Source organism: Peribacillus sp. V2I11 (genome assembly GCF_030817135.1).
Classification (GTDB): domain Bacteria; phylum Bacillota; class Bacilli; order Bacillales; family DSM-1321; genus Peribacillus; species Peribacillus simplex.
Window position 1 is genome coordinate 3,908,641 of sequence record NZ_JAUSYW010000001.1, and the last position, 19,614, is coordinate 3,928,254.

The following is a 19,614-nucleotide window of genomic DNA, read 5'->3' on the forward strand; positions in this document are numbered from 1 at the left end:
ACTTCCTGATTTTTAGCATCCTTAGCTTGCAATTTAATACGTGTGATCGCTCAAGGTTGCAGAAGTTAATGTGCCATGATCCGCTCGTATTCTATTTTGCCGCCCAATCCCCATTACGGAAGACAGGTTCTGAAGTACCGACCTGTTTGATGCCGTCGATGTGGGCTGGAAACGTTGATTTATAAGGGTTTTGTGATTTTTGAATAAAAGGATAAAAATGGATAATGGCTAGAAAAAACGCTTTTTTGTGACATCATGTGACCACCGTGACCAGAGAAAGTACAGTTATAATTGACCTAAACAGTTAATAATGTTTCCCCTAGTATCAGCCTTCCTTAACTATTAGTGGAGGCTGATTTGTATGATATCTTCTCTGCATATGTAACCATTGGCTTTTGCTCTTCGATCCGATGCTAACCCTCTCAAGAGAATAGTAATATGGTGGTTTTTAAATGCCGTTATTTTAGCATTAACTTCTGATAGGGCAACTAGACACCATTTGTAATTGCCGTGCCAATCTCCAGAGCAAGACTTTGCTCTTCTTTAATGTCAGCAACCTTAACTTTAATGGATGTCTTTTCTTCGAATTAAGCAACTGGTTACTAACCTCTAAGGCAATAGCAGAGTCACGAAGTAACAGTCCTATACGGAGAATTGCTCTGCGAGTGAAGAGGCGTAATCCACGGTTTGGGACTTGAACTTCGTTGCCGTCATCCAATTTAGCTATGGTTTTTCCTTTAAGTTTTTCTAAACGGACATCATGTCCACTTAGAAGATTGATGACTTCATCCTTACTGTAAAGATCGCACCCATCTAAAGATAGTTCAATAGTGTTTCTGGTGACTAACTTTTGAATAGCTTGGATATTTACTTTATAAAAATCTGCAACCTGCTGTATTGGGCAACAATAGTAAGCCTTTTACGTGGTCTAATACTTCAATTCTTTCGATCAGTTCATTTCTTAATTTACCGTTTACCAATAATTCATTTGTCATCATAATTCCTCCATTATCTCTGTTTATTGCAATACATTTGTTTTAACTAGGATAAAATTCATGGACTTCAGATGCTCCGCGGAATAATTCTTTCTTCATTTCAAGTACCTTTTCCTTGCCAAGCAATTCTTTAATGAAAAACCCTTCGTTTGTTTTAGCCATGTCGGCATCATAGAACCAGAAGCTGATAAATAGTTGTTTTCTTGGACGACTACATGCCACATAAAATAAGCGCCTTTCTTCCTCGGAATCCACATTCATCCTGTGGGGAAACAACTCTTCATTCACATTGGGGGCAAAACAAACATCCCATTCCAAGCCCTTGCTTGAGTGTGCTGTAACGATATTGACAGCATCTTCGCCCTTAGACTTCTTCTTCTTATCATCGATCTTGCTGACGTGAGCAAGGAAGGTAACGATGTTTAGAAACTTACTTCCCATTTCACAAAGCTTTTCTACAGCATCTAATTTCTATGGAATAGAAGAGGCTGTGATCGTGCTTTCATTTATTAGCGAGTCAGTTTAACTATGTTGCGCATAAAACGACTGCTAAGATGTATGGCTTGAAGAATATTAATCCTCATGCCTTAAGGCGAGGTTTTGCTAAATCATTGTTAGACAATGGGGCAACGACTTGGAGATTTTGTTTTTGTAAAAAGCGATAACAAACAATTGACTGAAAACGCATTGAAATTAGTTTTTAAATATCTAAAGCAAAAAAAAAGAATTTCATAGATATTCGAGTATCTGCACACACGTTTCGCCATACAATTTGCCATTGACTTATAATGTCTTGCATGAGTGCTTTGCAATTAAGAAGCTAATGAGGCATCAAAATATAGCAGTCACAATGATATATGTTGCTATGTAGGGGAATGAACTGAGGGAGAAAAATGACAAGTATATTCCATTAAATTCACTAGATGTTTAAAGTATGAAACGAAGTAGTAACTTACAGGTTTTCAACATGCAATAAAAATATACAACAATCGTATGTAAACTAGATAACTGTAAAAGAAATAAGCGAAATCACAAATGAAAGTAGAGTTAAATTGATCAGAGTGATAGTTCAATGTAAGGAAACCCTCTTCATAATGTTCTTAGGGAGCTGCAATATTATAGTTGATTAGGATAGGGAGTTCCCTCTTTTTGTGCTTGGAAAAATGCTTACATTTAAAATGGCTGTAGCGAATGTATTTTTAAGCTAGAACTTTTCTAGATGTTTATATGTTTTTTATTAGGCTGCTAAAAATAGCAGCTAAATATAATTTCGTTTAAAAAAGGTTAATATCAACATTTTATTGCTTTTGTATTAATTTTAATTAATTAGCAGCTAAAAAAATTCGGAATTTTCATTTGACTAAAAAAATAGCTTGTGTTAGATTAAGCTTAATAAATTAATTAGGAGCGTGTAAAATGGCAATTACAATAAACAAAAAGCTAGATTACTTTTCTAGTTTTGACCCTACTAAAGAATCAAAACCAATGTCCTTAGGAAATTTATGTAAGGATATTGAAGAAGGGCGCTTGACCCTTCCTATCTTTCAAACTGGTATTCGATGGAAAGTTGAGAAATCGGTTGAGTTGTTAAATTTTCAATTGACTGGAAAGGCTGCAGTTGCTCCTATTTCAATCAATGTTATTGAGAATAAAGTTATTGCTGTGCCGCAAGTTAAGTTCATTTCAAGAGATTTAGTTCCAGAAGAAGAGATGACTGGAAAGAACTCTGTTAATGATGGTCAGCAACGTTTAAGTTGTAATTACAAGGCATATACCGATGACGATGAATTTCGTAATGTGGTCTTGGACATTACTACTGGGAAGTTTGTGTTGAATAGTGGTACTATGCGAAAGTCTCAAATTCCAGTTGGAAAACTTTATAATAAAGATCCTAAGGTATTTGAAAAATTTGTTCGGGATAATTCAGAAATGCAAACTTTTGATGTGCAAAGCCTACTTACTAGAATTCGTAATAAGTTCTTAGCCTACTACTATACGGTTAATTATGCTAAGGATTTATCTGAAGAGGAACAGCGAGAGTGGTTTGAGGTTTTAAATCTAGCGGGAAGTAAAGTTACAGATACTGAAATCCATTTAACTGAAATGTTAGTTAAAGGTGTGGATTATTACAAAGACTATGCTGAGAAGTTTGGTGAGAAATTAAAAGAATCTGGGTTTGACGGCTTGTTTGTACAAAAGGCTACAGAAATTTCTATACCATTAGCAGCTTTGAATCCAGCATATGAAATTATTAAGCAAAAGTCTCATTCAGCTAACTTCAGTCCGATGCCTTCAGATGTTAAAGCATCTTTAATGAGTAAATTAAAAGCGGAAGAGTTACGTACTATCTTTTCATGGACATTAGATGCTCTCGATAAAGCTTTAGCATTTATTGAATTAAAGCAATTAGCTGAACCAAAGAGAATTGATTATTTAACTTATTTATTGGGTGCATTTGTTGTTTTACAAAATGCTGAATTAAACGAAGCCCAAGAAAATTTCTTGGTGGAGTGGTACGAAGATGTAGAATTTGCAAAGAAAGACAACGGTGTACGCCGTAAGATATTTGATGATTTAATTGAAGTGGTTAATCTCTAATTTAGATATTCTATTCAAAGTTGGTGAAAATATGTAATCTAAATCAATCTATTGCGTTGATAGATTGATAGAATAGTTTTATTGAAAATCATCAAAAAAATAAACCATAAAGGGAGAGAATTTACATGCAACCGCCTCATAAGGAGGCACACTTATATATTCTGTATGTCTATGAAGTATTCGTAGGGATAGGCTAATTGATGCTCAACAGGAATAAGTGTGCTTTCTAACGAGGTAGGTTGTAGGTTGGGTGTAGATTCGCTCCTTTTTTACGTTTCTAAGAACAGCGAAAAAATGTATTACTAATAAATAGTTGTTGGTGAAGTGTTGAAGAATTTTTAACAAACACAATATGTTAATTATCACAAATAAGTCTAAGGAATCTAGCTCAAACATTGTTGCTGTGGAGTTAGAAGTAATTTAGTGTGTTGTTTCAACAGTAGAGGTATTAGTGTGAGAGAGTAAAGGGCATTCGCTTCGCTTACTGCTACGCCTCCCTACGGTCGTTGTTTGGGACGCTCCCTGCGGTCACTTCGCCACCTAAAGGTGACGACCCTATCTTGCTCAATCCTATAAATGAAGTATTCAATCTCATTAAACACTAGTAATAACAAGGGTTTTAAGGTTATAAAAAGCGTGCATCTTTTGTCGTAATATAATTCTGGTACTATGTTTTATATTACGACAAAACTTGCACACTATACTAAAGGGTCTACTTATTTGTAAAAACCTAACAAATTTATGTAAGGAGGGAGTAAAAATGGCTGTCATAGGCAGTCCTCTAATTGAAAGCAGGAAAATATAGTGACATTAACAACAGAAGAATTTGTAATGAAATTTGGAACGAAGGCGCAAAAGGCTAAGTTCAAAAGGGACGGTAAACTAGGGTCAAGAACTAGAGAATCTATTATTAAAACAGTTGAGCAGGAATATGTAGTAGAAATCGTTAAGCAAGGTAGGAGTAACATATACGTATGTACTAAGCTTGATGAAAAGGTTATGAAGAAAGATGGTCGTGTAAGAAGCGGTAGAGAACAAGTTGAACATAGAATCCCAATGGACATAATTGTTGCAACTCACTTAGAATACGATATGACGAAACAAGCCAGTATGAGTTTAGGGAAATGGGCAGTTGAATTCGGACTAATTACAGAACTTGAATCTGACTTATTACGTTCTAGACATAGCAGTACTCTACGTCAAAAGCATATTGATTTGACTTTTGAGAAAGGTCTACTTGAAGAAGACCAAACGAAGCTATTAGATGAGTTTACACTTCACTGCCTTGATATATATGGGCAATTGGTTAAGACCTTAGAGCATATGAAAAAATGTGGTATCATCTTTTTCTATGAGAACTGGATTGGGTATAGTAAAGAAGGAAAGATCAGTATAAATCCCGAGATAATGAAGGAAATTCAAAATACTAGACGGGGTCTGATGAAGAAGCATGATGTTGTTGAATTCAATCTAACTGCACATCGTAATGCTAAAAAGGTTAAAAACTTTAAGCTCGAATGGAAACAAGCATTAGCAGAAGTAAAAGATGAGTTTGGCAATGTCCTAGGCATTAAGTATTACTGGAAAGAATACGCTGTGATATTGAAGGGTACAAGTAAAGCAGTGCAGCGGTATCTTGAAACGTATTGTGCCGAAGCATTAGAAGCCTATGTGAATAATAAAGACCTATTCATTAATCATAATGAAGCTAACTATGTGCTTAAACGTAAAGCCAATTTCATGAAGAAGGCAGAGAAACGCCACAAACAGAAGCTAAAGGAATACAAGGAAATGAAGGTTGGGTTTTCCGCAGCAGAAGATGAAGAACTAATTAGATACTTTTACACACAGCAAGAACTTGAGGATATCATTGCAGGATATGACCTAGGTGTTAAGAGGCTGCACTTGAAGAATCTGTATATGGAGCGGATGGGGCAGTTGTTCGATTTGTATAAGTTAAAAGTCTAAAGCAATTACAACACTTTGAAGGAGTCTCATAATTGAGGCTCTCTTTTTTGTATATTGGATCAGACGATTGAACAAGGGGTAGTAATTCATCGATAGTTACACATGTTAATAAAACCCGTCTTTTATCTAGTCTGCTTACAGAATGATATATACAGTGTCCAGCGCTACGATTTTGGGAGTTAACTTCTAGGAGCGCATACTGTAAAGTACAGTAGAAAAAACAAGAAGTCCTTAAAGGACTTCTTGTTTTCTAGTTTCTAATAGACTTTCTCTCAAAGGCATAAAAATATTCTCATAGTGATACCTAACATGAGTTGACGATAGCTGATGTTTACTCGCAACTAGCATTTTCTGATTTAAATGGTTTTTACTATCAACATGCAATATTCTTTGATGATTTTCTGGGTCTAAGGCGATAATTCCCATATCAAAAATCTTATGATGGTTAGGACATAATACAATCATGTTTGAGTTGTCATCAATTCCTTGATGGAATTTATTAAAGGGCTGAATATGGTGAACTTCGGAATAAGAAATTCCATCAATAAATGTAATTTGTTCATTACATATTTGACAAGAGTTACCATATATTTTTTTTAACTTTTTAACCTTGACACTGTCTCTTACCAATCTATCAATGACATTAATTCTGGATTCTATCTTTTTTTTTTCATCTTCTTCATCATTAAAAGCCTCTTCCGATTGAACCATCTCTAAAGCGAGTACGGAGAAGATTGGTTCTTTATCTCTGCTAGTTGTCATGCAGTATTCCTCAAATGCTTGTTTAACAAAAGGAAGGAATCCGTACAATTCTATGATGTCCTGTAATGCAGAACCCTTACTGTTGTATAAAGAATGTAAAACCATATTAGCCCTTAAATCCGTTATTAAAGGAGTAGGCACTCCTTCTTTTAAGGAAATATACTTTAACATGTATGATACTAAATCATGTGGAATGTAAACTCTTGATGCAATTTTCGGATCAAAACTTAACTCATTAGTTTTCCATGTATTGGCTATGAAGTGGGATTTTTGCCATGCCTTTTTTATTGGGAAGGACATTCTTAACTTATGATATTCCTTAATATACTCAGCATTTTTCCCTCGCATTAAAATAAATGGAACAGTCGATTGACTAGAAAAATTCCTAACCTTAACGTAATCCCCTTCAATAATAACATCATCCATCTTCATGGCTTTTTCATGTTCTCCGTTTGTAGGAAACATTTCTCCACTATCGTAACCTGCTGACAATGCTAATGATAAAGATGCCTTAACTGCTAATGCTGCTCCATAATTGTTTAGATGTTCATAATACCTATCCTCGAATAAACAATTAAAATCAAATTCCTTTGGAAAATAAACTGGTCTTCTTTTTTCTTTATTTGTCCATGATACCAATTCTTTAGTATCAATTGGAAACAAGGGAACGTTTCTTTTAGATACCTTTAGAATTTCTTCATAGTAAAAATGATAAAAATTATTTAACGCATCATACTTTCCCTTCGGTTTAAGTTCTTTATCTTCGAATATGTACTTGCGTAATAGACTTTCAACAAGTGCTGTTTCAACATCTTGGTTTCCAGTAAAAGAAATATATTTATCAACCTTACCCTTGTGGGCTTTTAACGAGGACTTCGTTTTATCACTATTAATATAAGACTCAAAAACCTCTTGAATTTTCAATACATCACACCCTTAATAGCGATTATAGTTAAATATTACCACAAATCTGATGTGAAAATTGCAATTTTAACAAATATTGTATAAAAAAAACGGAAGCATGAATCCGAAAAGCACACATACCAATATATGCTCAGAATTGCTCGTGGTTGGTTTTTAAAGTGTCTTTATTAAGTATGGATTAGGGTTGAGTTTGAGGTCATATGTAAGCCTTCTGTGGAGTCGATTGTTTGGTTAGTGTGTTGTGATACAGAAACCACTCTCATCCACACACGCATTCTGTTATTGTTATACACGACTCAAATAATTGACATACTGAACACCCATAAAAGAGTGTCAGTAATATTCTAATTAAGTTCGAGCCTAATTATCTGAATTGAAATAAGTCTAACCTTCATTCGATTGAATAGGATTTATTTTACTGTTTTCGAGACGAATGTTATATAATTCAAAGAAGGTGTGTGTTCTTTTGAAAAAAATACAATATAATGGTAAAATAATCGTATATGTTAAGCCTTTGGAGGTGCAAATATGAGCCTGAAGAGAAAACCAACGCTCATTAAATTTGGTGGAGAAGACGAAAAACAAAAATTCCTCAATTGGGCGTTAGAGAAAAGTCAGCCATCTAAGGGAATAAATAAGGCTAAAGATGCAATGCATTCAGCACAAAGAAATATTGAATTAAACTCAAAAAGAAGTGAATTGACAGGGGAAGTGGAAATTGAAGTGTCAAGGAGTTCCCGTCCTGGTCATTCCTCTAATCCCGCAGTAATAAAGGCTTCCTTAAGTAGACGAAGATCACGGAGAACTCATGCAAAAAGAAAAAGGGATGGAGCTTATGCAATTACTAGCAATAACAGACGTGGATAAAGAGATTATTGAAAATTTCTCATGCTTATTTACTAAATATACATTAGATCAGAAAGAGCTTCGTATTGACCATGAGAAAATTGATTCTTTTCTAAAAGAGGAAGCTTTATCACACCACTTTAATCAACTTGTTAGAACCTATTTACTTCTGAATGATAGAAAAGACAAAGTAATTGGGTTCTTTTCTCTATATAATGAAGAAATTGCAATTAGTAATGGTCAGAAGAAAAGCTTTAAGTTTAAGGGGATTGTGTTATATCAATCAATGGGTAGTGATGTGTACCCTGCGGTTCGTCTGCATCAATTTGCTATTGATAAAGAATACCAAGGTAAAAAATTTGGTGGAAAAAAATATAGCGATTATCTAATAGGACTTGTATTTGAGACTGTCAGACAAGTAGCTGAGAAATCAGGCTGTATGTTTATTGGATTAGAAGCAACAGACAATTCTACTCGGTTCTACGAAAGTTATGATTTTAAGACTCTAAGAAAGAAAAATGGAAAAAACCTCCCATATTTTATTTTTAAAGTTGCCGATTTATTAGCATAATACATATATAAAGAGCTTACTAGTTGAAAGCTCTTTTTTCTTTGTACACTGGCAGCATTTAATCCCCTATTAAATAAATTTCATAATGTAGTCAAAAACAATTAGAAAGTTTGAAAGGAAAAGTCATTGCTACGATGCCTAACGGTAAAAAGTAATTATTCCGAACTGTGTACTGCGCCTCTTACCTATTAGAGCGATCTTTCATATTGGAAAATGTGAGGGATTTCCACAATTCTAGCCCCGACATTAATGTGATAAGTAGATAGTAGGTGTAGAGACACGTTATGAATATTTCCCGATTCGAACAGATACTACTTGGGCGAAAACAAAAAGTCTCCTGTAATAGGAGGCTTTTTGCTTTGCTTTTTCATCAATCTCTTTGCAAGAGTATAGAACACTGCTATTACACTGCGACTATAAAAAGCCAAATAAGTATTAGTAGGAACTGAGTGAAATTATCCTTAGTATCACTTATCATGATTCTCAATTGAATAATACTCTTTAAATTTCCTGATTAAAACCTCCCTTTCTTCTCCTTGATAATCGTTATTTATGCAGTACAATACTGTATCAGTGAACTCTTCCCTACTAACACCAAATCTGGTGTTTAATATATAAGTGATAGCATTTATTCTTGCATCTAAGAACTGTTCATCGGATTGGTTAGTTTGCTCAGGAGCAATGGTTTCTGTAGTGTATAGATAATTTAATACGAACATATTTATACATGTACCTAATAGTGATACTGAAAAGAAAGTTGCGAAAAACAAGCTAAAAGAAAGTACTAAACATACAATTATGTAAAAATATAAATTAAAAGGAAGCCTGATACCTAAAGAAAAATATGAACTGATAAAAAAAATAATTAATATTCCTACAAACCGTCCTATGTAAAAGAAACTAAAAAGAATTGATAATAAGGATTTGAATTTTTCTTCTATAACCATCTGCTGTGTAACCTTATAACCAATTGTTCCTGATATAATTGCCAGACCACTAATAATAAAGCCAAGCATTCCTAACAAACCAAAGGTTGCGTTAAGAAGAATATCTTGGGTTGTGGTTACTATAACTCCGGTTTTACCATCTTGCATGTTGGTCAATGCAAAAATACTAACGATTAAAGTTACCAAAAGTGAACATACCAAAGAAAAGTAAACTTCAAATTTTTTAATGTTAAAAATGTATTTGGGTTTTCCTAAGGTATTGTATAACGACCTGTAATCGTACATTTTTATTAGTTCGTTCATATAGCGACCACTACTCCAATTTATTAGAATCGTCTAGATTTTCTATAGCGGTAGAAATTTTGTCTACTATCGTTCTTCCTTTCTTTGCCAAGAATAACTTTATCCCCTGTTGAGCAGATTTAATTAGTTTAGTTAAGTTATCTTTATCATCTTCAGCAATAGAAGTATTGTAAGGTGAGTCCTTCTCTGAGTCATAGCGGAAAGCAGTGCCATCCTTGCTTTCTCCCTCTACTTCAAGTTTTCCATAACCTTTTTGCATATAAACTTCACTTACATCCAATGTCTCTTTTACTACTTGGGAGTGTACATTTAATCCTTTTTCACTTTTCTTATTTGATTCAAAAATACTTGTTTTTCTTGTGATATTCCCTTGTTTTAATTGCTCGGTATTACGGTCGAATAACTCCTGTAATGCCTCTTCATTGGCATTTGGAGGGATAATAGTAGACTTTATCTTTCTAACCTTATGAAGCATTTTTAAGCGTTCATGAGCCTTGTAGGGGTCTGGTAGTAAAAAAACCTTAAATCCAACACTTTCTATGTGTGTATCTAGCAAGTTTTGAAAAGCATCATTGAATTGTTTATAACCAAACTTATTTCGAACGAAAAAACAGATAATTTCAGACTCTAAGTCAAAATAAAAAGATGTACTTATTGAATTGTCTTGATGAACAACTGGTATGGATACTCTTGCCTTTTCATCAAACTTTTCACTGAAAACTGGATAACGTCTTACTAACTTCCCTGTAATGAATTTCTTACCTTTTCCTTGACTCTTATTAAGTTCGGAAAAATTATAGATTTCTGTGAGTTCAACAGACCTCGTTTCTCCTCTTTCCTTTTCGTAAAATTCACGAAAATCCGTTACTTTATACTCTTTTTTATCGTCCAAAGTTTTGTATATGGTATCCATAATTTCTGGAATTGATATATCCCCTTCATAAACACTAAATATATTTGAATTTACGTTAACCTTGGAATAATAAAGGATAGCCATTCGTTTCTCCTTTTCACTTATAAGATTCATTTTAGTAAAATCTTACCATAAAAGGGTTTAAATTAATTCGAATTCAAACAATTTTCATTAAGAATAACAAAAAGATACAAGATTTCGAAGGTGTTGAAATCTCTGCCTAGGTACATCACTAATGATCTGAATATTGTTATACACCAATCCTCTATAAACCCCTGAACGCTGAGATTTGCACGTGATGTCATTTTTACTGTTTCCCTTACCTCTTCCCAATAAAACTTTTCATTAGATTAAATCTATGGGCATTACGTAAGCCTTAGGTGGGGGATTCTTATGCATGTTGGTGCGATACAAAACCACGCACATCCACAAACAAGCATTCGATATATTTCCGACACGACTCATATACTGGGTACGATTTACTGTAGAAAAGTGTTAATACATTTAGTTATAAACTAATGTAGTTCGATAAGGATAATCGAAAACAGAGATGTATCCTAATAGGTGACTCAAAGGAATAGTATCACTACTTTTTAATGTTGTTTTCAAAGTAGTATGTTAATCTAGAGCGTGCCTTAAGTTTACAATCAATAAGCATTACAATATTGTAAATTTAGAGTATTAATTAGATTTAATTTACAAAATGTAAAATAAGTCATTGAATCTATTTTTACAGTGTGCTATCTTTGATTCATCGGATACATATGGAGGAACGATGAACTTGAACATAGCATATATTAGAGTATCAACAGTTGAACAGAACGAAGCAAGACAAGTACAAGCAATGAAGCAGTACAACATAGATAAGGTGTATCAAGAAAAGGTTTCAGCTAAGAATATAGATAGACCTAAGCTACAAGAGATGTTAGATTTTGCAAGAGAAGGAGATACAATCTACGTTGCAGACTTTTCAAGATTAGCACGATCTACAAAAGACTTGTTAGAACTAGTTGAACTATTAGAATCAAAAGGAGTTCAATTAGTATCCATTAAAGAGAATATTGATACCTCGACCGCAACTGGTAGATTGATGTTAAAGATGATTAGTGCAATTAATGATTTTGAACGTGAAAATATGCTTGAAAGACAACGTGAAGGTATTGCTATAGCTAAAGCAGCAGGAAAGTACAAAGGACGAAAAGAAGTATCGATTCAAGACTTCGACAAGCAATATCAAAGATATATCATTCGAGAACTATCGAAGTCTCAGCTTGCAAAGGAATTAGGTGTATCAAGACCAACACTAGACAAATTAATTAAAGAGCATCAACAGGTGACTATTTAAAGGGACGTCCAGAAAGGAGTCTCTTTCTTTTTTATGGGTAGGGGAGGGTATTTCCCACGTTATAAGCCCCGCATCTATAGGATAGGTACAATAGTAGGTGTATCCACACGTCACGAATTGACCCGATTCGAGTAGATACTATTGTATTGAAAAGCCTCCAGTTTAATAGGAGGCTTTTATTCTTACTTTTATTTATCAATTTCATTGCTCTGCAAAGGCAACATTTACTATTAAAAATTGCAGTGCGAAAAGCAGGAACTGAATTGGCAATCACAGCTAAAAATAGTTCGGTTAATGTGAATTCAAGTATGTATCGATAATTATTGAAGAAGTAGTAATTAGGTTATATTAAGAAGTTGAGACAGATTAAAAAAGAGATGCGTTCACTCTCTTTCATAAACCTTTTTCCTTAAGGTATTTATCAACGATACCCTTAACCACTTGCTCAAGGTAGTTGTTATTAGGTGTCGTTTTCTGGTTTCTAATGAACAGTGTCTGCAAATCGTGGTTAAACTCCATGTCTACTGTGTCCTTGTATGTAACACCTAACTCTTCAAGGTATGTAGCAGGAATAATTACACCCAATGAATTTCCTACTTTCACAATCTTTCTCTCCAATTAAAATCACCACCTACTGGGATTATAACATTGTTGTTGGTTACTCTCTTGTGTTAATGCACGAATATACAGGGCGTATTGAGATAGCGGATCAAAGAAAGCGTGTTAATGCCTAATACCCTATCCAAGCGGTATAGGTTGATTGGTGATATCAAGCGCCCAAAGGTAGGTAAATCACATGAAAATGCATTATCGAATTATCTATACAGGAAATGGAATAGAGGCTGGAGAGCATAGAACAGCTGAACAGTGCGATAAAAGAGGTTACATTGGTAAAACATTCAATTCAATTTGATGAAGTAATTATAACCATGCAACAGAGGACAGTCCATATAGATTTTCCTTTTTATAGAATCTAAATTAGCTTGGAATGTCATTTTTGCGGTTCTGAGTCGAATCGCAACTAATTCATATTCATATTTGCAATCTATTAGGAAGCTATAACAGGCGTGTGTGTAGGGGGGCGTGATTACCACTTCATCACAGGTGCTGTTTTCAGAAGGGGTGCTAGGTAGGTGCATCCACACGAAAGGAAAAAAGGAAAAAACTAATCAATGGAGAATAAGTAATGAAAGAGAATTGGAGATGAAGTATGGCAAAACTAAGTTTTGAACAATTGATTTATATGGCGATTATCACTGCTCTTGCAACTGGCATTATAACTTTCTTTGCTAATGTATTATTTCATTACTTGAAAAATAAGCTCGATTGGTTTGGTAGCGTAAAGACCTTTAAACGTGATTATTCGTTTGAACAATTAAAAGAGCTTTATATTCCATCATATGCGATCGTGGCTCAATCGGAATTTTTAAGAAGATTTGAGCATTTTGATGATAAACCATATGATGAGTTTCCTTTTATTGAAGTAGCAAAAACCAAGACAAAAACTGTTTTAGGTTTAGTTGGAGGTCAAATAAAAAGAGAAACAATTAATTTTTCTGATGTTATAACAGAATTCAATAAAGAACAGCTATCAAACATGATTATTGATAAGGGTATTTTTGCTTCACAGGAATTGTTAAAGCTAGCAGTAGCTTATAGATATGTACATAAATTCTATACAGACGAAACGATTGAATCGGAGAAGTTAGAAAATTTCCAAATTCAAGAGGTGGATTTAATAAACAGGATTGTCAGACTCATTGTAAGAGAAACGAATGAAAAGCTTAAACAATGCAGTTTACACTATAGTGAAAATGAAATTGAGTTATCGACAATGTTAGTTGATTATGCGAAAACAGAAATGGAGACAGACGCCCCTAAAACGCTTTGAAAGTCTCATTGGGGTGATGTCTCTACGATGAAAGCGGTGAGCAGTTAATGAGACAGTGTTCTGGTGCTATTATCTCAGGAGGGCAAGGCACTTGCTAAACTGCGGGATGACTTTCGTGAAGGTAGACCAAGAAATCACTCCAAGCAACAGGTAGAACATGCCTTGAAATGGCTTGAGACTCATACATACAAAGAAGTAGAAGCAATGACAGTCATTACTAAAAGACGTTCATTCGCAGGAAGAATGAGCAACAAGATAAACTTATAACTTAGATTCAGGTGTAATTTTGAATATATTAAAAGTTTTGAATTGAATTAATTGGAGTATTTTGGTATAATCTAATTGTCTTATCTAACTGGTGATAAGAGGAGAAGGTTTGGCATTGTCAACTTCGGCAATGTTAAGAATTAGCTTTACGACTAGAGTCGCCAAGACGTCGATCAGTAAGTCAATGAGCATAATATCCAATCCTTCCACAATCAAATAGACAATCATTTGTTTAATTAGATTGTACCGTATAAGTGGAAACAAGTTAGCCTTACTGTCAGGTGATTATGATGCGAAAGGTATTATTATACTAGTACCCTAAACTCCTTATTATCTTTCAGGCGAGAAAGTGTATGCTAGGGAGGTTTTCTGATGGATCAGAGTAATAGGCTACGATTACATAATCTCCCCAGCTCTTCACAAATAGACATGAAGAGATACCGCTCTAAAGGATATCTTCATTTTGATAAAAGAATAAAAATGGAGCATGTTTACCAAAAAATTCAGGATCAAAACTGGGTTGCGGGACATGCTTTTTTGCCATTCATTCATTATAAGATTAAGTTAAATAAGTATACGGTAAAGCCAGATGTCACTTCAAAAGATCTGAGATTATGTAAAGATCAGAAGTTCTTCAAGTTTAAAAAGCCTAAGGAAAGAATGATATACTATGCTTCGCATTTAGATAGTTATATATACAAGTACTATGGTGAGCGATTAAATGATGCCTACAATGAATATGCAAAACAGAAGGGTATTGATGAAATTGCTATCGCATATAGGAATAATAAGTCAGGTGAAAATAATATCGACTTTGCAAAAGAAGTGTTCAAGTTTATCCTTCAACAGGATAATGCTGTAATTATAGCACTAGATTTCACAAAGTTTTTCGATACTATTAATCATAAGGTTTTGAAAGAGAATATTAAAACAGTATTAGGTGTTGATAAGTTACCTTTGGATTTTTATAAAGTGTTTAAGAGTATTACTAATTTCAGTTACATCGATAAGGCAGCAATAGATGAATACTTAATTAGTAAATATGGGGAAAAGCAATTGAAGAAGTTGAAAAAGCAAGGAACTCTAAAACGAATTATGAATCCTACTGAGTTTAGAGAGTTCAAAAAATACCGTATTGAGACGCATGAGGATAATTATGGAATTCCTCAAGGGTCAGGTATGAGTGCTGTTTGTTCCAATGTTCATCTTATTAAATTTGATTCGAGCCTAAAGAAATGGGCTGAAAGTAAGAGTGCTTTATATAGAAGATACTGTGACGACCTAATTATTGTTATTCCTTTGGCAAAAGACAACAAAACGAATGTTAATGCCTTGGTAGACGAAGTATATGAGATAATAAAAGAATACGATGATTTAAAGGTACAAGAAGAGAAAACCGAGATACGCATCTATGAAAATGGACGAATAAAGACACTGGAAAATAAGCTCGACAAAATTGATTATCTTGGTTTCTTATTAGATGGTGAGACGATAAAAATTCGTGAGAAGAGTGTATTTAAATACTATAGCCGTGCATATAGAAAGGCAATGATATCTAGAAAAAGGACCAAAGATAGGGGGATTAAAACTTACCGATGGAAGTTATATAAGCTTTATACTCATCTAGGCTATGATTATAAAGGATATGGTAATTTCATATCGTATGCCCAAGAAGCGCATGAGAAAATGATTGAACTACCAGTTCGGGTTTTAATTAAAAATCAGGTGAGAAAGCACTGGAGTAAAATTCAAGGTAAGTTACGTAAAGGGTAGTAGCGTTTAAAGAAATGTCTAATACTCGAGTAATTTAACACTTTTCGAAATATGAGAAAATCCTTAGAATTGGATGGACGATTCAAGAGGTGGGGGATATTTCCATATTATGCACCCACCTTCTATGATACAAAGCTATAGGATTAATCCACACATTACAGATAATTGTTATCCCCGAGAAACCCGCACTTATATTGACTCCAAAATCCAATACCTATTGTTAGAACGCTCCTTTACTTGCTTAATGAAATATCGATTTTATTTATTGAAATAAGCACTAGCCAAAACAGTCCTGAGAATAGTGACTGTTTTTTGCTTGGAATAATTTCTTTAATAACTTTTTCAAAAACAAAAATTATTTGGTTATATGATTTTGTTGGAAAAGATAGTCCCCCTTTACATTCCTTGATTTTTGTATGTATATAGTATAATGGACATATAAGATCTTTCAGAAAATGGATGAATAGAAACTTTTCATTTTTTCGAGGGAATGAGATGTACTTGCTAACTTGGGAGAGACAGCGGAGAAAAATGCATTTCATTACCTTCATACAACATTAATGAAGCTGCGATTGTACCGAATAACCGTTTCGTAGCTAAGGTAGATATAAGTTATTACATCGAGAATTTGGTGATCTAATTGATACATTCATAAATACAATCAATGATAACCTTTATGTCAACTAAGCAATAGGAGGAAAACAGGAGTGTATAGATTAGATGCAGTCAACAATAGATTAGAAGAAATCCAAGAAACTACTTTCTCCGAAAATGATTTGAAAGAGCGGCAACACATCGAAGAGTGGATACGTAAAAGCCCAGATGTATTAGGCGAAGACTTACTGATTATTGCCCATGAATACGATAAATTTGAAGTGAATGAACGGCTAGACCTTCTAGCGATCGATAAAGAAGGTAATTTAGTGATCATTGAAGTGAAAAGAGACGCAACGGGTAGCAATGTCGACTTCCAAGCTCTGAAATATGCTTCATATTGTGCAAGACTAAGTCCAAATGATATTCTGGAGACTTACGAAGAATATGTAAAGGTGAATTCTGCAGTAACTAATGCTAAGGATGAACTGATGGAATTTTTAGAAGTGGAGATCGAAGAGGAATTAAACAATATCCTTAACAACAGCCAACGGATTATCATAGTTGGAAAAGATATTGATAAGAGAATTCTTTCCGTTTGCACATGGTTGTATGAGAATAGCATTGATATAAAATGTGTAACGATTAAACCTTATAAGTTGGAGGATCAGATCATCTTAGACACAAATCAAATTATTCCACCATATAAGCTTGAGGACTATTATATTAATAAGAAGACTACAGCTAAAGAACGAAAAATTAGCATAGATCAAGATGTATCAACCTTTTTGCAGGAAATTTCAAACTTCGTAAATACGAAAACGGAATATACGGCTCGCTATGGTGGCAAAAGAGATTACTTTGTCGGACATCAGTTTTTGAACATTCCTTGGAAGTTTGTTTTTGTTTATAAGAAAGACCGAACAGCCTCCGTATTTATTGAGTCTTATAAAAAAGAAGGAACAGACTTAATTCGATCCATTGCTTCAAATCACCTTGAAGAATTAAGAGTGTTATTAGGATGCGAAGTGGAATTAATTAGAGGCTCAAAAAACACAGATCTTTATAAGTTAGTTGCTAAGTTGACCTTCTCTGAGCATCAGTCCTTTGATGAATGTGTCAGTCAGTATACAAACACTTTTGTGAAGTATCAACAGTTCTTAAAAGCCAAAGTTCGTCATTCTTGAAATAAATGGTAGTTGGTGAAATTTAACTGTTTATTTGATGGCTCAAATGTTAAGTCATCACGAGAGACACGTTCTTCACCTTTTTTGTCCCGTGCAGTGGATTTGTTAAGATAACATCGAAGTTAGAACTTCTTGAACCATCTATTTTGTCTAAAGCTTTCCAAGGAGAACTTGGAACAAATGACCCAAGTGAAGAATATGCTATTGAAATTTTAAAAGAATTGCTACAGAACAAGCTAAATAATTGTAAGAAGGCATCCATCTAAATAGTGGATGTTTTTTTATTGTATCAATAGAGAAAGTTGTTTCTAAAGTAGGAGTGCGAGTGTCATTGTATTGGATTAATACTTGAATGATGTAATATACTAGCCAGGCTAACAATGATGTCATTGAGCCTATATAGGTGTTTCATAGGAATGCTTGCCAAAAGGTTTGAGTATTTGTTAGTCGTAATTCTAACCCACCTCAAAATATAATATTACTAGTATTGTAATGAGTATTATACTAAGTTATAATAAAAATCACGATTACGGTCTAAGTTCGAAAAGTGACCGTTATACTGAACTGAAGAAAAACAGCGATATGTCTCAGTAGCTCAGCTGGATAGAGCAACGCCCTTCTAAGGCGTCGGTCGGGAGTTCGAATCTCTCCTGGGACACTAACTAAAAAAAGCCAAAACCTTCTAAGGTTTTGGCTTTTTTACTTATTTAAGCTGTTTAAGTTAACGAGGGTAATTTCGATTTGCATCTTTTTAACCATTAATCTTCATATGACGATAAGAAGTTTTTTATTTGATATTTATCGCAGGTGGATGACCTTTTATGTCGAACTTGTTATAAATAAGGAGATGTTTAAATGAATAAAGATAGATTATTCAAGTTCATTCAAACTTCCACTCGGGGTAATTTCTTCTCAGTCGAAATATCCGAAGATGGAACTGAAGTGGTCCAATTGGCCAAGGAGTTAGAAAAAGAAGGAAGAATCAAGTTGAGGGAATGCACACGAAAAGAACAAGGTGTTTATCTGGAAGGAATACTTAAGTTTGTGCCTAGCTAATACTTAATGGGCCCTAACGAAGGATTTATATTAGTATGCCCCAAAGAAAAAAGGCATCCATGATTGGATGCCTGCTGTTTTTTTGAGGGTTTATAAAACTCGAACGTTGCTTCCAGGTACTCGCTTTCCGAGGGCGGTCCGGGAGTCTCCTCGGCGCTCTTTGCGCCTGCGGAGTCTCCCTAGGACGCGCTTTTCCCTCAGGAGTCTCGCACCTTCCGTTCCGATCAATATTGTTTAAAATTTAGGTAGAACTCCTTTTGTCTACAAATTCAGGCATCCATAATCGGATGCCTTTTTTCTATATCAAATTCTATTTAATGTTTGGAGATTTTTTTAAATGATTTCAGGGTTTTTGATTATTGCAGTCTTCAAATCTTCGACGGGTGGACTTTTATCATCATCTTCACTAAGTTGCATCATCGCGCTTGATTTGTTTTGTATAAGTATTTCGATCGTATCGCGTTATTCTGGCAGTGATACCTCGTATTGTTCAGATAAATGATGTAATGCCTTGTGTAAATCGGTGTTATGGATTGAAGGAACAATCGCATCGTTTTCATCTTTCAATATCCTCCTTTAAAGCTTTTTCACGCTTATTTAGCAAATTATTGAGAGATGATAATTATACAAAGAAGGCTATATTTCGACATGGGAAATTAAGCTTGTTATTCAAT

Annotated in this window: 15 protein-coding genes, 1 tRNA gene and 2 pseudogenes; 12 read left to right on the forward strand and 6 right to left on the reverse strand. The window is 34.3% G+C overall.

What is annotated here, in order from left to right; translation table 11 throughout:
- Positions 1–872: 872 nt before the first annotated feature.
- Together QFZ73_RS19125 and QFZ73_RS19130 are read right to left on the reverse strand one after the other, a co-directional pair.
- Entirely contained in the window at positions 873–995 is a 123-nt protein-coding gene (locus QFZ73_RS19125) for a hypothetical protein (RefSeq protein ID WP_307269459.1), read from the reverse strand.
- Between the two features lie 42 nt (positions 996–1,037).
- On the reverse strand, positions 1,038–1,436 hold the full coding sequence (locus tag QFZ73_RS19130; RefSeq protein WP_307269461.1) for a 3'-5' exonuclease: 399 nt from the start codon (positions 1,434–1,436) through the stop codon (positions 1,038–1,040).
- Between the two features lie 101 nt (positions 1,437–1,537).
- Here QFZ73_RS19130 and QFZ73_RS28980 point away from each other — a divergent pair.
- The 3 genes and pseudogenes from QFZ73_RS28980 to QFZ73_RS19140 all read left to right on the forward strand — a co-directional run.
- Positions 1,538–1,624 (forward strand): annotated as a pseudogene (locus QFZ73_RS28980) (tyrosine-type recombinase/integrase); the annotation flags it as partial.
- A gap of 787 nt (positions 1,625–2,411) precedes the next feature.
- Positions 2,412–3,593 carry a hypothetical protein gene (locus QFZ73_RS19135; RefSeq protein WP_307269463.1) on the forward strand — a complete coding sequence of 394 codons (1,182 nt, stop codon included), beginning with the start codon at positions 2,412–2,414 and terminating at the stop codon, positions 3,591–3,593.
- An 804-nt stretch (positions 3,594–4,397) separates the two neighbouring features.
- Positions 4,398–5,561, forward strand: a complete 1,164-nt coding sequence (locus QFZ73_RS19140; protein ID WP_307269467.1) for a hypothetical protein — start codon at positions 4,398–4,400, stop codon at positions 5,559–5,561.
- Between the two features lie 231 nt (positions 5,562–5,792).
- Here the strand turns inward: QFZ73_RS19140 and QFZ73_RS19145 are convergent, their stop codons facing one another.
- Entirely contained in the window at positions 5,793–7,247 is a 1,455-nt protein-coding gene (locus QFZ73_RS19145) for an HNH endonuclease (RefSeq protein ID WP_307269470.1), read from the reverse strand.
- Between the two features lie 528 nt (positions 7,248–7,775).
- Here QFZ73_RS19145 and QFZ73_RS19150 point away from each other — a divergent pair.
- Together QFZ73_RS19150 and QFZ73_RS19155 are read left to right on the forward strand one after the other, a co-directional pair.
- A complete protein-coding gene (locus QFZ73_RS19150) occupies positions 7,776–8,114 on the forward strand; it encodes a hypothetical protein (protein WP_095390729.1) in 339 nt (112 codons plus the stop codon).
- Positions 8,056–8,664: a GNAT family N-acetyltransferase gene (locus tag QFZ73_RS19155; RefSeq protein ID WP_141236062.1), complete on the forward strand. Its 609-nt coding sequence runs from the start codon at positions 8,056–8,058 to the stop codon at positions 8,662–8,664. The genes QFZ73_RS19150 and QFZ73_RS19155 overlap by 59 nt, the downstream gene beginning before the upstream one ends.
- A 467-nt stretch (positions 8,665–9,131) precedes the next feature.
- Here the strand turns inward: QFZ73_RS19155 and QFZ73_RS19160 are convergent, their stop codons facing one another.
- The gene (locus QFZ73_RS19160) at positions 9,132–9,914 is read right to left on the reverse strand and encodes a hypothetical protein (protein WP_307269480.1); all 783 of its coding nucleotides are present in this window, start codon (positions 9,912–9,914) and stop codon (positions 9,132–9,134) included.
- 10 nt (positions 9,915–9,924) lie between these two features.
- Positions 9,925–10,911, reverse strand: a complete 987-nt coding sequence (locus QFZ73_RS19165) for a DUF4747 family protein (RefSeq protein ID WP_176474810.1) — start codon at positions 10,909–10,911, stop codon at positions 9,925–9,927.
- A gap of 697 nt (positions 10,912–11,608) precedes the next feature.
- Here QFZ73_RS19165 and QFZ73_RS19170 point away from each other — a divergent pair.
- Entirely contained in the window at positions 11,609–12,172 is a 564-nt protein-coding gene (locus QFZ73_RS19170) for a recombinase family protein (RefSeq protein ID WP_307269485.1), read from the forward strand.
- Positions 12,173–12,565: 393 nt separating this feature from the next.
- On the opposite strand, the gene QFZ73_RS19175 is transcribed toward QFZ73_RS19170, so the two are convergent.
- Complete coding sequence (locus QFZ73_RS19175; RefSeq protein ID WP_307269488.1) at positions 12,566–12,790, reverse strand: AbrB/MazE/SpoVT family DNA-binding domain-containing protein; 225 nt, start codon at positions 12,788–12,790, stop codon at positions 12,566–12,568.
- A 592-nt stretch (positions 12,791–13,382) separates the two neighbouring features.
- On the opposite strand from QFZ73_RS19175, the gene QFZ73_RS19180 reads away from it, so the two are divergent.
- From QFZ73_RS19180 to QFZ73_RS19205, 6 genes and pseudogenes are all read left to right on the forward strand, one after another.
- Positions 13,383–14,063 carry a hypothetical protein gene (locus QFZ73_RS19180; RefSeq protein WP_307269492.1) on the forward strand — a complete coding sequence of 227 codons (681 nt, stop codon included), beginning with the start codon at positions 13,383–13,385 and terminating at the stop codon, positions 14,061–14,063.
- 69 nt (positions 14,064–14,132) lie between these two features.
- Positions 14,133–14,335 (forward strand): annotated as a pseudogene (locus tag QFZ73_RS19185) (recombinase family protein); the annotation flags it as partial.
- A 367-nt stretch (positions 14,336–14,702) separates the two neighbouring features.
- Positions 14,703–16,103, forward strand: a complete 1,401-nt coding sequence (locus tag QFZ73_RS19190) for a reverse transcriptase domain-containing protein (RefSeq protein WP_307269498.1) — start codon at positions 14,703–14,705, stop codon at positions 16,101–16,103.
- A 707-nt stretch (positions 16,104–16,810) separates the two neighbouring features.
- A complete protein-coding gene (locus QFZ73_RS19195) occupies positions 16,811–17,884 on the forward strand; it encodes a PDDEXK family nuclease (RefSeq protein WP_307269501.1) in 1,074 nt (357 codons plus the stop codon).
- A 584-nt stretch (positions 17,885–18,468) separates the two neighbouring features.
- A tRNA-Arg gene (locus QFZ73_RS19200) sits at positions 18,469–18,542 on the forward strand.
- A gap of 197 nt (positions 18,543–18,739) precedes the next feature.
- Positions 18,740–18,940: a hypothetical protein gene (locus QFZ73_RS19205; RefSeq protein WP_063232797.1), complete on the forward strand. Its 201-nt coding sequence runs from the start codon at positions 18,740–18,742 to the stop codon at positions 18,938–18,940.
- Positions 18,941–19,614: the final 674 nt, after the last annotated feature.